Here is a 17,630-nt window from a genome sequence, read left to right as displayed (position 1 = left end):
TGTCACGTCACAGCGTATGGCTGCGGTCGCCCTCGGCGAAGCCGACCGCATCCCAGCCCTCGCCGGCCGCGAAGCCGATCACCTTGAACAACTCGCCCATCTCGTGCTCGTGGATCAGCCGCGCCGCCAGCGTTCGCTCGGCGAGCGAGGCCGCTTCCATCATCGGCAGGAGCCCGGCATTGAGCAGGAATCTCGCCTGGCTGGTGTAGCCCAATACCGCGAGGCCGGCGTCCTGCCCGGCCAGGGCGATGCCCGTGAAATCGACATGGGCGGTGATGTCCTTGGCGCCGACATCGGCCAGCGGATCGGTGTCGGCCAGATGGCCACGGTGGCACATCACGGTGCCCATGTGCCGCTGCGGGTGGTAGTACTCGGCCTCGGGAAAGCCATAGTCGATGAAGAAGGCGGCGCCCCGTTCCAGGCGCTCCGCCAGCGTGGGGATGAAGGCGCGGGCCTGTGGGTGGATCTCGGTCAGGTAGTCGTGCGCGCCGGCGATCTCCACCGGCGGACGCAGTTCGGTCGGACGGTCTTCCCAGCCAAAACCCGCATCCCGCGCGAGCACGCCGCGCTCGAACCACGCCCCACCACGGCGCGCCAGCAACTGGACGGGCATCGCGTCGAGCACTTCGTTGCCCACCACGACGCCACGCATCCGCTGCGGCAGCTCAGAAAGCCATTCGACCTTGGCGGCCCAGGGCGCGAGCGCCTGCTGCTGGCGCTCGCGCAAGCTGCCGGACAGGTCGACGATGCGGTAGCGCGCGACGCGTTCGCCCAGTGCGCCGAGCAGCTGCGCGGCCAGCGCGCCCGAGCCGGCGCCGAACTCCCAGATCTCGTCGGTTCCTGTGCGATCCAGCGCTTCGGCCAGCTGCAGTGCCAGCGTCCGGCCGAAGAGCGGCGTGAGTTCGGGCGCGGTGACGAAGTCACTGCCCGAGTTGGGCATGCGGCCGAACTTGCGGCTCGCGTTGGCGTAGTAGCCCAGCCCCGGCGCGTACAAGGCCAGGGCCATGAAGCGGTCGAAGGACAGCCAGCCGCCGTCGCGCTGCAGGGCGGCGTCGATAATCCGGGTCAGGGGGTTGGCGCGCGCGGCGCCCGGCTCCTCGTTCATAAGACAGGAAATCTATCAGCATGCGCGAATCCACCCCAAGCCCCGGCGTGCTCGTGACCGGCGGCGGCCGACGGCTCGGCGCCGCGCTCTGCGAAGCCTTTGCGCGCGCGGGCTGGCCGGTGTGGTGCCAGTACCGCGCCTCGCAAGAAGAGGCCGAGGCGCTGTGCAGACGGCTGCGCGGCGAAGGGCACCGGGCCACCGCGGTCGAGGCAGACATCGGCAGCGCCGCGGGACGGCGCGCCCTGCTCGATCGCATCGAGGGCCCTCTCGGGTGCATCGTCAACAACGCCTCGGCCTTCGAGCCCGACACTGGCATGGACTTCGACGAGGAAACCGCCCTGCGCCAGATTGGCGTCAACCTGATCGCGCCGCTGGACTTCGCGCGCCTGTTGGCGCAGCGCGCCACGGCAGGCGACGGCATTGACCGCTGCGCAATCCACATCCTCGACCAGAAGGTCCACAACCTGAACCCCGACTATTTCTCCTACACCGTGTCCAAGCTCGCACTGGAGCGCGCGGTGGCGCTGCAGGCGCAATCACTGGCGCCGGCGGTGCGCGTGTGCGGCGTGGCGCCGGGCATCCTCTACCGCAGCGGCCCGCAGGACGAGGACAACTTCCAGCAGGCAGCATGCGCCAACCTGCTGCGCCGGCCCATCGATCCGGCCGATGTCGCGCGCACCTGCGTCTTCCTGGCCGGCACGCCCAGCGTGACCGGCAGCACCCTCAACGTGGACAACGGCCAGCACCTGGTGCCGCTGCCGCGCGACATCATGTTCGTCGTCGACGAGCTGCTGAAAGGACCCAAGCCATGAGCCGCACGGCCGCTCCGAAGGCGAATAGCACCGTAGCCGGAGGCGAAGGTACTCCACTGAGCCGCCGGGCCGTTCCCAAGTCGAATACCGTAGCGCGCAGCGCGGAGGTTTCCTTATGAGCTCAAACTCCATCGACCCGCTGCTGAGCACCTGCCGGCGTCTCTTCCTGCGCGACTACGAGGTCTGGATCAACATCGGCGTGCACGAGTTCGAGAAGCGCGCCGAGCAGCGCGTGATCATCAACGTCGATCTCTACGTGCCGCTGGACGTCTCGACACCGAAGGCCGACGAGCTCGACGAGGTGGTCGACTACGACTTCATCCGCCGCACGGTCGCCACTCGCCTGTCGAAGGGGCACATCCACTTGCAGGAGACGCTGTGCGACGACATCCTCACGCAGGTGCTCTTGCATCCGAAGGTGCAGGCAGCGCGGGTGTCCACAGCCAAGCCCGACGTGTATCCCGACTGCGCCGCCGTCGGCGTCGAAGTATTCAGGAGCAAATGAATGGCTCTCCCCCAGGTTGGCTCACTTCGTGTAGCCGCCCACCCCCTCACCGGGGGCAACACCAGCGGCCTGGCAAAGCCAGTTCCGCGGTGTTCCTGGAATCAGTTTCTTGTTAGCTGTATCGGAAAGCGGGTTGCACCATGAGCGCTCTTTGGACTGACGTTGAAATCGGGCCGCCTCGCGCCACACTGCCCAGGATCGAGCGCGAGACCCACAAGCTCGAGAAGCGGCTTTGCCGCGAAGTCGGCCGCGCCATCTTCGACTACAACATGATCGAGGCGGGCGACAAGGTCATGGTCTGTGTCTCGGGCGGCAAGGACAGCTACGCGCTGCTGGACATCCTGCTCAAGCTGCGCGCCCGTGCCCCGGTGCACTTCGACATCGTCGCCGTCAACCTCGACCAGAAGCAGCCCGGCTTTCCGGAGGAAGTGCTGCCTACCTACCTGAAGGCGCTGGGCGTGCCCTTCCACATCGAGGAGCAGGACACCTACTCGATCGTCAAGCGCGTCATTCCGGAGGGCAAGACCACCTGCGGCCTGTGCAGCCGGCTGCGGCGCGGCATTCTCTACCGCGTGGCCGACGAGCTGGGTGCCACCAAGGTGGCGCTGGGGCATCACCGCGACGACATGCTGCAGACCTTCTTCCTCAACATGTTCTTCGCCGGCAAGCTCAAGTCGATGCCGCCCAAGCTGGTGAGCGACGACGGCCGGCACATCGTGATCCGGCCGCTGGCCTACGTGGCAGAGAAGGACCTCGTGCGCTGGGCGCAGCACCGCGCCTTCCCGATCATTCCGTGCACGCTCTGCGGCAGCCAGGAGAACCTGCAGCGCAAGCAGGTCGGCGAGATGCTGCGCGAATGGGAGCGCAAGCATCCTGGGCGCATCGAGAACATGTTCAACGCGCTGCAGAACGTGGTGCCCTCCCATCTGCTGGACGGAACGGCCTTCGACTTCAAGGGTCTGAGGACCACCGGCGTAGCCGATGAAGGAGGCGACAAGGCCTTCGATCCGCCGGATTTCCCGTCGCCTTCGCCCCTGCGCGTCGTGCAGCTTTGAGGGCGGGGCCTCTCGCGGGGCCTCCGCCGGACGAGGAGATTTGCATGAAACACACACTCGCAGTCCTCTCGCTTTGCACCGGCCTCGCGGGCTGCGCCACCCGTTGGGTCGTCGACAGCGATGTCCGCAGCTTCTCGAGCCTTGGCGCCCTGCCGGCTGGCGCCACCTACCGCTTCGAGCGCCTGCCCTCCCAGCAGGCCAGCGAGGCGCGACAACAGCAACTGGAGGCGATGGCCGCCACCGCGCTCGAGCGCGTCGGCCTGCGCCGCGACGATGCCAGCTCCCAATACGCGGCGCAGATCGGCGCGCGCGTCACAGCCGAACTCTCGCCCTGGGCCGACCCCTGGTACTTCCAGGGCGCCTGGGGCCCAGGCTACCGGCCCTGGGGCTACGGCCCGAGCGGGTACGGGCGCGGCTGGTATGGCAGCGGCTGGTATGGCAGCGGCTGGTACGGGCCAGCCTTCACGCCGCCGGCCAACCCCTGGTACGCGCGCGAGGTCAGCATCGTGCTGCGCGAGCTGCCCTCCCACCGCGTGGTCTACGAAACGCACGCCCGCAACGACGGCCCCTACACCGCGAGCGGCGCGGTGCTGCCTGTCATGTTCCAGGCCGCGCTGCAGGGATTCCCCAATCCGCCCGTGGGCGAGCGGCGGGTGAACATCGAGATCCCCACCACCAGGAACTGATCTTCGGTGCACCCCTCCTAGAATCTTCCGAATGGAGGCCACCCGACTCATCGCCGTGCGTCACGGCGAAACCGCCTGGAATGTCGACACCCGCATCCAGGGCCAGCTCGACATCGGCCTGAACGACACCGGCCTGTGGCAGGCCCGGCGTCTCGGACAGGCGCTGGTGGATGAGCCGATCGCCGCCATCTATGCCAGCGACCTGGCGCGCGCCTGGGAGACCGCCCTCGAGATCGCGCGTCCGCGCGGCATCGAGGTGCAGCCCGAGCCGGGGCTGCGCGAGCGGGCCTTCGGCCACTTCGAGGGCCGCACCTTTGCCGACATCGACGCCTCGCTGCCCGAGCAGGCCCGCCTCTGGCGCACCCGCGACCCGGCATTCGCGCCCGAGGGCGGTGGCGAATCGCTGCTGGCGTTCAGGGAGCGGGTGACGGGCATCGCGGGGCAGCTCGCCCAGCGGCATCCGGGCGAGCTGGTGGTGCTGGTCGCGCATGGCGGCGTGATGGACGTGCTTTACCGCGCCGCCACCCGCCAGGAACTTCAGGCACCGCGTACCTGGCACCTGGGCAATGCCGCCATCAACCGGCTCCTCTGGACCCCACAGGGCTTCGCGCTCGTCGGCTGGGGCGATATCGGGCACCTCGACCAAGGCACGCTGGACGAAGCAACGGTCTGATTCGCCTGTGCGGTGCTTCGCACTCGAAATAGAACTTTTCTATGAGTTTTTTCCTATTTCGAGGCCATGATCGTAGCCTGTTTGTATTCAATTTGTAAAAACGCGGGCAGAATCGTGTCCGTCCGAGGTTTTGGCTGACACGCCGAACGCAAGCGAATGCGTCAAGTGTTGCAAGGCATCCAAACGGCATAGGCGACCGGCATGGCTTTCGTAAGAGTGGCGCATTGCGCGCTCCCGGAGCAATATCGGCCGGCAGCGGTTTGAATGCTTTGTAATTACCACCGCAGAAGCGGATGCATGTGTTGCAGAACCGACGTGGCGAGATCGACACACACTGGGTTACGAAGAGCAAGGGGCCTGTTCAATGCGAAGTCAACAGTTCATGGAGCACGAACCTCTTCCCCCTTCCTCGGCCGAGACCGATGCATTGACGCTCGCCGACCTCTTCGCTCCTCGTTCGGGCAAGGCGGCGCAGGCCGCGGTGCAGGTCTCCAGCCTCGACCTCCCGACGGCGCTCGCGGCGCGCTGGGCCGTGGAAGCCCAACAGGGCGGCTACCTCCCCGACACGCTGTTCGCCGCGGCCTGGCTCCTGTTGCAATCCCGCTGGCTGGGCACGCCGACGCCAGAGTTCCACGAGGCGCTGGGCACCGGCGCCTCGGCGCGGCTCACGCTGCACTGCAATCCCGACAGCTCCGCCTGGCAGTGGATCACCGAGGTCGACGGCGCCCGCCGCAACCCCCATCCGGTCGAAGCATCGTCCCGCGTTTTCGCGCGGTGGTTGCGCGAAGGCGCGGCCCATGAATCCGACGGCACGGTCATGCTCCAGCTGGGCGTCCAGGCACCGACCGGGGGGGCGCCGGCGCTGCGGTTGACCGGCGCTTCCGCGCTGCTTGACAGCGGAGCCCTGCTGCTGGCCGTGGCTGAAGCCGCCGCCGACCTGCTCGATCACCCCGAGGCACGCCTGCGCGAGATCCGCACCCTGCCGGCCTCGGACCGGCAGCGGCAGCTCGAAACCTGGAACGCCCCGCCCGGCCCCTTCGACCTGGCGCTGAGCGTCCACGCCCTGTTCGAGCGCCAGGTCGCCGCGCGCGGCGACGCTGACGCGCTGATCGGCGAGACGGGTGCGCTGAGCTATCGCGAGCTGGACCGGCAGGCCGAATCGCTGGCCCGCCGACTGCAGGCGCGCGGCGTGCGCGCCGGCCATACCGTGGGCGTGCTGCTCGACCGCTCGAGCGCCGCCGTGGTCGCGCTGCTCGGCATCCTGAAGGCCGGTGCCGCCTATGTGCCGGTGCAACCCGACTTCCCGGCCGAGCGTATCGCCTTCATGCTGGCGCATGCCGATGTGGGCCTGGTCCTGACGCAGGCTGCCTACAAGGCGCTCGTGCCCGCGGAGCGGCCGCTGCTGGCGATCGACGAGCCAGGCACGGGCGCAAGCGAAGCCGCGCTGCCGCCCTTCGCGCCCGCGGCCGCGACCGCAAATGGCGAATCCGTCGCCTACGTGATGTACACCTCCGGCTCGACCGGCACGCCCAAGGGCATCGAGATCTGCCATCGCTCGATCCTGCGGCTGGTGGTCGATGCGAACTACGTCGAGCTGCCGGCCGGCGAGGCCATGCTGCATGCCGCGCCGCTCGGCTTCGACGCCTCGACGCTGGAGATCTGGGGCCCGCTCCTCAACGGCGGCATCTGCGTGGTGCACGACGAAAAGGTGCCCAGCGGCGCAGGCCTGGCGCGCACCATCGACCGGCACCAGGTCAAGACTGCCTGGCTGACCGCGGGCCTGTTCAACGCCGTGATCGACGACGACCCGGCGCAGCTGGCCGGCCTGCGGCAGCTGCTGACCGGCGGCGAGGCGCTGTCGGTGCCGCACGTGCGGCGCGCACTCGACGCGCTTCCCGGCACCACGCTGATCAACGGCTACGGGCCGACCGAGTGCACCACCTTCGCGGCCACCCACCGCATTCCGCGCGAGTTGCCCGCGGATGCGCGCTCGGTGCCGATCGGCCGTCCCATCAACGAGACCGTGCTGCGCGTGCTGAGCCCCACCATGGCGCTGCTGCCCGCGGGCCTGGTGGGCGAGCTGTGCATCGGCGGGCGCGGCCTGGCGCGTGGCTACCTGCAGAACCCCGCGCTCACGGCCGAGCGCTTCGTGCGCGATCCCTTTGTCGACGGCGAGCGCCTCTATCGCACCGGCGACCAGGTCCGATGGCTGCCGGACGGCACCATCGAGTACATCGGCCGCATCGACGGCCAGGTGAAGATCCGCGGCCACCGCATCGAGACCGGCGAGGTCGAGACCGCGCTGCTGGCCCACCCCGCCCTCAAGTCCTGCGCGGTCGTGCCGCAGAAGGACGCGGCCGGCCGCCTGCGCCTGATCGCCTACCTCGTGGCGCGCGACACCGAGCTGCCCTGGAACGCGCTGCGGCAGCACCTGGCCGAGCGCCTGCCCGAAGCCATGATTCCCTCGGCGGCCGTGTGGCTCTCGCAGCTGCCCGTCACGACCAACGGCAAGCTGGACCGCCGCGCCCTCCCCGAGCCGGCGCGCCAGCGCCCCGAGCTCGCGCAGCCCTATGCGGAAGCGCGCAACGAAACAGAGCGCCGCGTCTGCGCGGCCTTCGCCCGCGCACTCGGCATCGACCAGGTCGGGCGCGACGACAACTTCTTCGACCTGGGCGGCGATTCGCTGCTGGTGCTGCGGGTACTCAAGGACCTGCAGCAAGGCAGCACGCGCCGGCTCAGCACCAACCTGTTCTTCCGCCAGCCCACGCCCGCAGCGCTGGCAGCCGACATGCAGGCCGCCGAAACCCCCGCTGCGGTGGCAGCCCCTGCCGAACGCGCCCCAGCCCGGCACGCGGCCGGCGCCGACAGCGAAGCCGTCGCCCTCGTGGCGATGGCCGGGCGCTTCCCGGGCGCCGCGGATGTCGAGCAGTTCTGGGACAACCTGATGGCCGGGCGGGAGTCGATCAGCTTCTTCGACGACGCGACGCTCGATGCCGGCGTGAGCGCCGCGTTGCGCGCCGACCCGCTGTACGTGCGCGCCCGCGGCGTGCTCGATGGCATCGAGAACTTCGACGCCGCCTTCTTCGGCATCAATCCGAAGGAAGCCGAGCTGATGGACCCGCAGCAGCGCGTCTTCCTCGAGATCTGCTGGGAATGCCTGGAGCGCGGCGGCTATGTGCCCGACCAGGCGCCGGGCCCGGTCGCCGTGTACGCCGGCATGTACAACGCCAGCTACTTCCAGCGCCACGTGTCCACGCGGCCCGACCTGGTCGAGATGGTCGGCGAGTTCCAGGTGATGCTGGCCAACGAGAAGGACTACATCACCACGCGCGTGGCGAACAAGCTCAACCTGACCGGCCCGGCCGTCAGCGTGCACACCGCCTGCTCGACGTCGCTGGTGGCGGTGGCACAGGCCTTCCACGCGCTGCGCACCGGGCAATGCCGCATGGCGCTGGCCGGCGGCGCGTCGGTCACCTGCCCGCCGAGGAGCGGGTATCTCTACAACGAGGGCTCGATGCTCTCGCCTGACGGCCACACGCGCAGCTTCGATGCCAAGGCCACGGGCACGGTCTTCAGCGACGGCGCGACGGTGGTACTGCTCAAGCGCCTGTCCGACGCGATCGCCGACGGCGACACGATCTATGCCGTGCTGCGCGGCGCGGCGGTCAACAACGACGGCGGCGCCAAGGCCAGCTTCACCGCGCCCAGCGTGGACGGCCAGGCCGCCGTGATCGAGGCCGCACTCGCGCAGTCCGGGGTGGAAGCGCGCAGCATCTCCTACGTCGAGACGCACGGCACCGCCACGCCGATGGGCGACCCGATCGAAGTCGAGGGGCTGGCGCGCGCGTATGCCGCGCACACCTCCGACAAGGGCTTCTGCACGATCGGCTCGCTCAAGAGCAATGTGGGCCACATGGTCACCGCCGCCGGCGCGGCGGGGCTGATCAAGACCGCGCTCGCGCTGCACTGCGAGGCCATCCCGGCCAGCCTGCACTACGAGGCGCCGAACCCGGCCATCGACTTCGACGCCACGCCCTTCAGCGTCAACAGCCAGCTGCGGCCCTGGCCGCGCGGCGCCGCGCCACGGCGAGCCGGCGTCAGCGCCTTCGGCGTGGGCGGCACCAATGCGCACGTGATCGTGGAAGAAGCGCCGCCGCGCGAGCCCTCCGATGCTGCCACCGGCCCGCAGCTCCTGGTGCTGTCGGCGCGCTCACCGGCCGCCCTCGCCACAGCCGCGGCCCAGCTGGCCGATCATCTCGATGCCCACCGCGAATTGCCGCTGGCAGACGTCGCGCACACCCTGCGCGTCGGCCGCAAGGCCTTCGCCCAGCGCGCCTGCGTGGTGGCCTCGTCCATCGACGAGGCCGTGGCCGCCCTGCGGACTGCTGATTCCCCCGCACGTGCCGGCGCCGCCGCACCGGCCTGGGTGCCGCAGCCGGTGTTCATGTTCCCGGGCCAGGGCGCGCAGTACGCGGGCATGGGCCTGGCGCTGCACGCCGCCGAGCCGGTGTTCCGCGCCGCTTTCGACGAATGCCTGCAGGCCTTCGAAGGCGTGGTGGACTTCGATCTGCGCGAGCGCATCGCCTCCGACGACCCGGCCGCGCTCTCGCCCACGTCGGTGACGCAGCCGGCCACCTTCGCGCTCGAATATGCGCTGGCCCGCCAGCTGATGTCGCTCGGGGTGCAACCGGTCGCGATGATCGGCCATAGCGTGGGCGAGTTCGCCGCCGCCGTGCTGGCCGGCGTGATGCGCCTGGAAGACGCAGCGCGGCTGGTCGCGCGCCGCGGCGCGCTGATGCAGGCGCAGCCGGCGGGCATCATGCTCTCGGTGCGCCTGGGCGCGGCCGAGCTGCTGCCCCTGCTGCCCGAAGGCATTTCGCTGGCTGCCGACAACGGCCCCGCGGTCTCGGTCGCCGCCGGGCCGGCCGCGGCCATCGAGCAGCTGCGCGCCGCGCTCGAGGCCAAGGGCATCGTCGCCAAGGCGCTGCAGACCTCGCATGCCTTCCACTCCGCGATGATGGAACCGGCCGTCGCGCCCTTCGAGGCGCTTGTGGGCGAGCTCAGCCTCTCGGCGCCACGCCTGCCGATCTACTCCACGCTCACGGGCCGCCTGCTGACGGCCGAAGAAGCGACCGACCCGCGCTACTGGGCCCGCCATCTGCGCGAGACGGTGCGCTTCTCGCCCGCGGTGCGCGAGGTGCTGGCCCAGCTCGCGCATCCGCTCTTCGTCGAACTCGGCCCGCGCAACACCCTGGCCACGCTGGTGCGCCAGCACGCGAGCAAGGCCCAGCCGGCGCCCGCCGTCTCGCTGCTGGCCGACCAGCCTGCGAACGAATGCGCCGCGTGGCGGCTCGCCGCGGGCCGGCTGTGGGCGCAAGGAGCGGAGATCGATCTCTCGCCGCTGGACCGTCGTGCGCGCAAGCACCGCGTGCGCCTGCCCACCACGCCCTTCGAGCGCAAGCGCTTCTGGGTCGACATCGCATCGTCGGTACAGGCAGCGCCTGCACCGGCTTCTTCTTTCATACCCGAACCTGGACCCCAGGCCCTCTCGATTCCGGAGTTGACACCCATGTCCGTCGCAGCCGCCATTTCCCCACCGCCCGCGCGCCGCGCCTCGCTCGTCACACGCCTGCGGGAGCTGTTCGAGAACCTCTCCGGCGCCGACATGGCCGAGGTCGACGGAGCCGCACCGTTCGTCGAGATCGGGCTGGATTCGCTGACGCTCACCCAGGCCGCGCTGCAGGTCAAGAAGACCTTCAAGGTCAACCTGAGCTTCCGCCAGCTGATGGAGAGCTATCGCAGCTTCGATGCGCTGGCCGAATTCCTCGATGCAACGCTGCCTCCGGAGGCCGCGCCCGCCATGCCGCCCGCCGCGCCCATGCCCGCGGCCGTGGCGCCCCAGCAGGCCGTGGCAGCGGTGCCGACGATGGCAGTGCCAATGCAGGCCCTGCAGCCCGTATCTGCCGCCGCGCAGGCCGGCGGCAGCCTGGTCCAGCAGGTCATCGCGCAACAGATGCAATTGATGCAACAGCAACTCGCATTGCTGTCGGCGGCGCCGACGGTACCGGTCAGCCCCGTGCTGCCGGTGCCGGCGGTGGAGCAACCCACGCCCATGGCCACCGCCGCGGCCACGGCGTCCAACACCCCCGAGCCGGCTGCCGAGGCGCCGGCTCCGGCGCCGACGTACGACGTGAAGAAGGCCTTCGGCGCGATCGCACGCATCCACACGCAAAGCAAGGAGCCGACCGAGCGCCAGAAGGCGCGGCTGGCGGCCTTCATGCGCCGCTACGTGGAGCGCACGCAAAAGAGCAAGGCCTTCACCGAGCACAACCGTTCGCACATGGCCGACCCGCGCGTGGTCAACGGCTTCCGGCCGGCGACCAAGGAGATCACCTACCAGATCGTGATCGAGCGCTCCAAGGGCTCGCGCATGTGGGATATCGACGGCAACGAGTACGTCGACACACTCAACGGCTTCGGCATGAACCTCTTCGGCTGGACGCCGGACTTCATCAACGAGGCCGTGAAGAAGCAGCTCGAGCTGGGTTACGAGATCGGCCCGCAGCACCCGCTCGCAGCCGACGTGACCCGGCTGCTGTGCGAGCTCACCGGCTTCGACCGCGCAGGCCTGTGCAACACCGGCTCCGAAGCCGTGATGGCGGCGCTGCGCATCGCGCGCACCGTGACCGGCCGCAGCACGGTGGTGCTGTTCACCGGCTCCTACCACGGCACTTTCGACGAGGTGCTGGTGCGTGCCGGCCGCAGCGCCAAGGGCATGTCGGCCGCTCCGGGCGTGCTGCAGGGCATGTTCGGCGACGTGCGCGTGCTGGACTACGGCACGCCCGAGGCGCTCGAATTCATCCGCGCCAATGCCGACGACCTGGCCGCGGTGCTGGTCGAGCCGGTGCAGAGCCGCCGGCCCGACTTCCAGCCGCGCGAGTTCCTGCGCGAGGTGCGTGCCATCACAGAAAAGTCCGAGACCTGCCTGATCTTCGACGAGGTCATCACCGGCTTCCGCTGCGACCTGGGCGGGGCGCAGGCGCTGTTCGGCATCCGCGCCGACCTCGCCACCTACGGCAAGGTCCTGGGCGGCGGGATGCCCGTGGGCGTGATCGCCGGCAAGCGCACCTACATGGATGCGCTGGACGGCGGGCCCTGGCAGTACGGCGACGACTCGGTGCCCAGCGTGGGCGTGACCTACTTCGCGGGCACCTTCGTGCGGCATCCGCTCGCGCTCGCCGCCTCCAAGGCTGCGCTGGAGCACCTCAAGCAGGACAACAACAAGCTGCAGACCCAGCTGAACCTGCACACTGCAGCCATGGCCGATGAGCTCACGGCCTTCTGCCGCGAGGTGGGTGCGCCGCTGGAGATCCGCTATTTCTCGTCGCTCTGGCGCGTGAGCTGGCTGGAAGACCATCCGCTGCAGGACCTGCTGTTCGCGATGATGCGCAGCCGCGGGGTGCACATCCTGGACAACTTCCCCTGCTTCATGACCACCGCGCACTCGCAGCAGGACATCGCGACCATCAAGTCGGCCTTCAAGGAATCGGTCGCCGAGATGCAGGAAGCCGAGCTGCTGCCGCGCCGCGCGGCCCCTCGGATGGCGCTCGATCCGGCGCATCCTCCTACGCCCAACGCCCGCCTCGGACGCGACAAGGACGGCCAGCCGGCCTGGTTCGTGCCGGACCCGAAAGCCCAAGGCAAATTCACGAAGTACCAAGCATGAGCCGCCCCGCCGTTTCGAACAACGCTCACCGCACCGCAGCCCGCAGGGCAGAGGTGATTCGATGAGCGCAGTCGCCACTCTCGCTCCCGACGACACCGCCGAAGATTTCGACCCGTTCGCCTCGGGGCTGATCGAGCGCATCGTTCCCACCACGGAGGCTCAGCGCGAGGTCTGGCTCGGCGATCGCCTGAGCCCGGAAGCCTCGCTGGCCTACAACGAATCGATGTGCCTGCGCCTGAAGGGCTCCCTGGACACGGCCGCGCTCGCACTGGCGCTGGACCGCCTGGTGGGACGCCACGAGTCGCTGCGTGCCACCATTTCCCCGGACGGCACGCAACTGCTGATCGGCGAGCCGGCCCCGATCGTCCTGGCCGAGCATGACCTGAGCACGCTCGATGCGGCGGCGCAGGAGCGCCGGCTGGAGGACGAAGGCCTGGCCGTGGTGCTCGAGCGATTCAACCTGGAGCAGGGCCCGCTGTTCCGCGCTGCGCTCTACCGGCTCTCGTCCGTCGACCATGTGCTGGTGCTGAGCGCGCACCACGCCATCTGCGACGGCTGGTCCTGGGGCGTGATCAGCGAGGACCTGGGGGCGCTGTACGCCGAGCAGATCGGCGCCGGTCCGGCGCTGGAGCCGGCCGCCCAGTACTCCGACTACGCCGCATGGGAAGCCCAGGAGGCGAACAGTCCGGAGATGAACGCCCACATCGGCTACTGGCTCTCCCGCTTCGCCGGCGGCAGCCTGCCGGTGCTGGAGCTGCCGCTGGACCGCCCGCGTCCGCCGGTGCGCACCTTCAACGCCTACCGCATCGAACATCTGCTGGAGCAGCCCCTCATCGATGGCCTGCGCAAGTCCGGCGCCCGCGCCGGCACCAGCCTGTTCGCCACGATGTTCAGCGCCTTCGCGGCCATGCTGCACCGACTCACGGCGCAGGACGACCTGGTGATCGGCATCGCCGCTGCCGGCCAGATGCCGAGCGACATGCCCTCGCTGGTGGGCCACTGCGTCAACCTGCTGCCCATCCGGGTCGCGGTCGACGCGCAAGTGCCCTTCGACAAACTGGCAGGCGCCTGCGGCAGCGCGCTGCTCGACGCCTTCGAGCACCAGACGCTGACCTACGGCGCGCTGCTCAGGAAGCTGCCGGTGCCGCGCGATCCCAGCCGCCTGCCGCTGGTGAACGTGCTGTTCAACGTGGACCGCGACGGGGCGCCCGGCGACGGCAACTTCCCGGATATCAAGGTCGAGCAGAGCACCATCGGACGCCGCTACGAGAACTTCGAACTCTTCCTGAACGTGACGCCCGTTGCAGGCGGCATGCAGATGGAGGCGCAGTACAACGCCGACCTCTACGACGAGGAGACCGTGCGCCGCTGGCTCGCGATCTACGAGCAGTTGCTGCGCTCCGTGGCACGCGAGCCCTCGCAGGCCGTCGGCCGGCTTGGCCTCCTGTCGCCCGAGGAAGGCCGCGCGCTTGCAGCGCTGCAGCCGCCGCTGACGCCGCTGACGGGCGCGCCGCTGATGCATGCGGGCTTCGTGGCCCGCGCCGGGTCGCAGCCGGATCGCCCGGCGCTGCGCGACGGCAGCCAGCGGATGCGCTACGGCGAACTCGACGAGCGCTCCAACCGGCTGGCCCATGCGCTGCGCGCACGCGGCATGGGCCGTGGCGAGCGCGTCGGCATCTGCCTGGACCGGGGCTTCGACATGGTCGTCGCCCTCCTCGCAGTCCTCAAGAGCGGCGCCGCCTATGTGCCGCTGGACCCGGCCTTCCCGCAGGCACGGCTGGACTATTACGCGGAAGACGCGAAGCTCGGCCTGCTGCTGACATCGAGCACCATCGCCGCCGCCCCGATGGCCTGGCGTGAAGACGCTGCCCAGCGCGTGCTGCTGCTGGACCGCGACAAGGCGTGGCTCGAACAGCCGGGCACCGCCCTTCCGCCGAGCCCGCAGGACGCGCAGGCCGAGGACGCCGCCTACGTGATCTACACCTCGGGTTCTACCGGGAAGCCCAAGGGCGTGTGCGTGCCGCACCGTGCGGTTGCCAACCTGATCGAGAGCATGCAGCGCGAACCGGGCATCGGCCCGGACGACCGCCTCGCGGCCGTGACCACGCTGTCCTTCGACATCGCGGTGGCCGAGATCGCCCTGCCACTGGCCACGGGCGCGGAGGTCGTGATCGTTCAGCGCGAGGATGCGATGGACGGGAACCGCCTGCGCGCGCTGCTCGAGTCCGAAGCGGTCACCATCCTGCAGGCCACGCCCGGGATGTGGCGCATCCTGCTGGACGCGCAGTGGTCGGGGCCGCGCGGCTTCCGTGCCTGGGTCGGCGGAGAGCCGGTGCCGGCGGACCTCGCCTTCGCGCTGATGGACCGCACCAGCGAAGCCTGGAACGTCTATGGCCCGACCGAAACCACCGTGTGGTCCACCACCTGGCGCATGGAGCGGCCGATCGTGGCGGCGCGCGGCGTCTCGATCGGCAAGCCGATCGCCAACACCGGCGTCTGGATTCTCGATGGCAATCTGCAGCGTTGTCCGATCGGCGTGCCGGGCGAGATCTGCATCAGCGGCCTGGGTGTGACCCTGGGCTACCTGGAGCGCCCGGAGCTCACGGCCGACCGTTTCGTCACCACCGCGATCGACGACACGCAGACGCTCGTCTACCGCACCGGAGACCGCGGCCGCTGGCGCAACGACGGCTTGCTGGAACACATGGGCCGCTTCGACTTCCAGGTGAAGGTGCGCGGCTACCGCGTCGAGCTCGGCGAGATCGAGGCGCGCTGCAACGAGATCGACGGGGTGGCGCGCAGCGTGGTGATCACCCGCGAGGACCAGCCCGGCGATGTGCGCCTGGCGGCCTATCTCGCGCCATCGCCCGGCGCCGCGGTAGACCTGGACGTGCTCGACCGCCACCTGCGCGCCTGCCTGCCGCAGTACATGGTGCCGCAGCATGTGGTGGTGCTCGACGCCATTCCGCTGCTGCCCAACGGCAAGGTGGACCGCAAGGCCCTGCCCCAGCCCAGCGCCACGCACAAGGACGACAGCGAGCGCCTGGCGCCGCGCAACGAGCGCGAGCGCGTCGTGCTGCAGACGATGGAGCGCGTACTCAATCTGCCGGGCCTGGGCATTCGCGACGACTTCTTTTCGCTCGGCGGCCATTCGCTGCTGGCGGCGCGGCTGACCACGCTGCTGAGCCGCGAGTTCGAGCTCACGGTACCGCTGCGCATGCTCTTCGAGGCACCGACCGCCGAGCGGCTGGCCGCGGCGATCGATGGGCTGAGCGGCAGCAACGCGCCGCGCAGCGCGCCGATTGCGCACGTGGCCGATCGCCGCAGCGCGCCACTCACGCCGATGCAGGAGCGCATCCGTTTCGTCGAGGAGCTGCACCCGGGTCGGCCGACCTACAACGCGCCCTCCGCGCACCGCCTCGGCGGACCGCTGGACGTCGAGAAGTTCAAGGCGGCGCTCGCCATGATCATCGAGCGCCAGCCCTCCCTGCGCACTGCAATCGGCCCCGATCCGGCCACCGGCGTGCCCGCCGCGCTGATCGCGAGGGAGCTGTCCTACGAGCTGCCCGTCGTCGACCTCGGCACGCTGCCGGCAGACCAGCGCGAGGCCGAGCTGGTCGAGCGCATGCATGCCATGGCCGAGCGGCCGATCGACATCCACCGGGCCCCGATGTTCCACGCGGCGCTGTTCCGCATCGCGGATGACGACCACGCCTTCGTGTTCGTGCCGCACCACCTGATCTGGGACGGCTGGTCCTTCGACGTGCTGCAGAGCGAGCTCTCGACCATCTACGGCGCGCTGGTGCGAGGCGAGCCGCATGGCCTGCCCGAACTGGCCGTGACCCACGGCGACTACGCCGACTGGTATGCGAACTGGCTGACCGGGCCCGAGTTCGAGCCGCAGCTGCGCTACTGGAAGGACCGTTTCGCCAACTCGCCCGCGCCCAAGGCGCCGCGCACCGACATGCCGCGCAAGGCGGGCATGAGCGGCGAGGGCGGCGCCCACTGGATTACCGTCGAGAAGGCACTCGCCGAGCGCCTGCGCGAGATCGGCCAGCGCAACGACGTCACGCTCAACATGCTGACGCTGGGCGTGTACATCCTCATGATGAGCAGCATCATCGACACCCGCACCGTCGTCATCGCGACGCCGGTGCGCGGCCGGGAGGCGCCCGAGCTCGAGCCGGTGATGGGCTTCTTCAACAACGTGCTGCCGCTGTCCTTCCAGGTCGATCCCTCCCTGCGCTTCGGCGAATTCATGCGCTATGTCAGGCAAGAGCTGATCGCGGTGATGAGCCACCAGCAGATCCCCTTCGAGCGCCTGGTGAGCGAGCCCGAGTTCGTGGAGCGGGCGCAGGGCGCGGGGCTGTACCAGGCCCTGTTCTCTTTCCAGGACGCACGCGAGCGCCCGCGCGACATCGGTGGCCTCGCGCATCGGCAGATGCACCTGCCGCAGCGCGGCGCGACGGACGACCTCGGCATCTGGCTGATGGACAAGCCGCAGGGCCTCGAGGGCGCCGTGGTCTACAACGCCGATATCTACCGGCGCGAGACCGGCGAGGCCTTCAAGGAGCGCTACATGGAGCTGCTGCGCCGGGTGGCCCAGCTTCCGGACGCGACGCTCTCGGCGCTCTCGGCGCCCGAGGGTTCGGCAAGTGCCGTCTACCTGGAACGCCTGGCCGCCGACTCGGCACCCGCGCCCAGCACGGCCGAGACCGTGGCCGCGCGTCCGGCACAGGTGCAGCCGGTGCTTCTGCTGCCCGAGCAGGCCAAGCTGGCACAGATCTGGGCCAGCGCGCTCACCATCGACGTCAACGACATCCGCGTCAACGACAACTTCTTCGATCTGGGCGGCGACTCCTTGCTGGCCATGCGCGTGGTGCAGCAGGCCGAACAGGTGATGGGCTTCCGCGTGGAGCCGCGCCGCTACGTGTTCGAGAGCCTGGGACAGCTGGCCTCCGCCGCCGCCGGAACCGCGATCGAGACGCCCCCCGAAAAGCCCGCCGACAGTGGCGAGAAGCGCGGCGGGCTGCTCGGGCGGGTGCTGGGCTGGGGACGCAAGAGTTGA

The 17,630-nt window shown here is 69.8% G+C and carries 8 protein-coding genes; 7 read left to right on the top strand and 1 reads right to left on the bottom strand.

Annotation, left to right across the window (positions count from 1 at the left end; translation table 11 throughout):
* Positions 1-7: 7 nt before the first annotated feature.
* Positions 8-1,105 (bottom strand): class I SAM-dependent methyltransferase, encoded by a 1,098-nt coding sequence (locus tag G3W89_RS05010; protein ID WP_162573064.1) that lies wholly within the window; start codon positions 1,103-1,105, stop codon positions 8-10.
* A gap of 20 nt (positions 1,106-1,125) precedes the next feature.
* Between G3W89_RS05010 and G3W89_RS05005 the strand changes: the two genes are divergently transcribed.
* The 7 genes from G3W89_RS05005 (at position 1,126) to G3W89_RS04975 (ending at position 17,630) form a co-directional block, all read left to right on the top strand.
* Positions 1,126-1,917: an SDR family oxidoreductase gene (locus tag G3W89_RS05005; RefSeq protein WP_162573063.1), complete on the top strand. Its 792-nt coding sequence runs from the start codon at positions 1,126-1,128 to the stop codon at positions 1,915-1,917.
* 115 nt (positions 1,918-2,032) lie between these two features.
* Positions 2,033-2,422 (top strand): dihydroneopterin aldolase, encoded by a 390-nt coding sequence (locus tag G3W89_RS05000; protein ID WP_162573062.1) that lies wholly within the window; start codon positions 2,033-2,035, stop codon positions 2,420-2,422.
* A gap of 140 nt (positions 2,423-2,562) precedes the next feature.
* Positions 2,563-3,477, top strand: coding sequence for a tRNA 2-thiocytidine(32) synthetase TtcA (ttcA, locus tag G3W89_RS04995; protein WP_162573061.1), 915 nt, complete (start codon positions 2,563-2,565; stop codon positions 3,475-3,477).
* A 44-nt stretch (positions 3,478-3,521) separates the two neighbouring features.
* Positions 3,522-4,163, top strand: coding sequence for a DUF4136 domain-containing protein (locus G3W89_RS04990; RefSeq protein ID WP_162573060.1), 642 nt, complete (start codon positions 3,522-3,524; stop codon positions 4,161-4,163).
* Between the two features lie 31 nt (positions 4,164-4,194).
* Positions 4,195-4,836, top strand: a complete 642-nt coding sequence (locus G3W89_RS04985; RefSeq protein WP_162573059.1) for a histidine phosphatase family protein — start codon at positions 4,195-4,197, stop codon at positions 4,834-4,836.
* 364 nt (positions 4,837-5,200) lie between these two features.
* Positions 5,201-12,562 (top strand): polyketide synthase, encoded by a 7,362-nt coding sequence (locus G3W89_RS04980; protein ID WP_232076333.1) that lies wholly within the window; start codon positions 5,201-5,203, stop codon positions 12,560-12,562.
* Positions 12,563-12,623: 61 nt separating this feature from the next.
* Positions 12,624-17,630: a non-ribosomal peptide synthetase gene (locus G3W89_RS04975; RefSeq protein ID WP_162573058.1), complete on the top strand. Its 5,007-nt coding sequence runs from the start codon at positions 12,624-12,626 to the stop codon at positions 17,628-17,630.

Source organism: Variovorax sp. PBL-H6, assembly GCF_901827155.1.
Taxonomy (GTDB): Bacteria; Pseudomonadota; Gammaproteobacteria; order Burkholderiales; family Burkholderiaceae_C; genus Variovorax.
This window is presented reverse-complemented; position numbering and strand designations above follow the sequence as displayed.

Bases quoted from the DNA above. Each gene is read 5' to 3' on its own strand.
- G3W89_RS05010 (WP_162573064.1), bottom strand. From the start codon at position 1,105: ATGAACGAGGAGCCGGGCGCCGCGCGCGCCAACCCCCTGACCCGGATT.
- G3W89_RS05000 (WP_162573062.1), top strand. From the start codon at position 2,033: ATGAGCTCAAACTCCATCGACCCGCTGCTGAGCACCTGCCGGCGTCTC.
- G3W89_RS04980 (WP_232076333.1), top strand. From the start codon at position 5,201: ATGCGAAGTCAACAGTTCATGGAGCACGAACCTCTTCCCCCTTCCTCG.
- G3W89_RS04985 (WP_162573059.1), top strand. From the start codon at position 4,195: ATGGAGGCCACCCGACTCATCGCCGTGCGTCACGGCGAAACCGCCTGG.
- G3W89_RS04990 (WP_162573060.1), top strand. From the start codon at position 3,522: ATGAAACACACACTCGCAGTCCTCTCGCTTTGCACCGGCCTCGCGGGC.
- G3W89_RS04975 (WP_162573058.1), top strand. From the start codon at position 12,624: ATGAGCGCAGTCGCCACTCTCGCTCCCGACGACACCGCCGAAGATTTC.
- ttcA (WP_162573061.1), top strand. From the start codon at position 2,563: ATGAGCGCTCTTTGGACTGACGTTGAAATCGGGCCGCCTCGCGCCACA.
- G3W89_RS05005 (WP_162573063.1), top strand. From the start codon at position 1,126: ATGCGCGAATCCACCCCAAGCCCCGGCGTGCTCGTGACCGGCGGCGGC.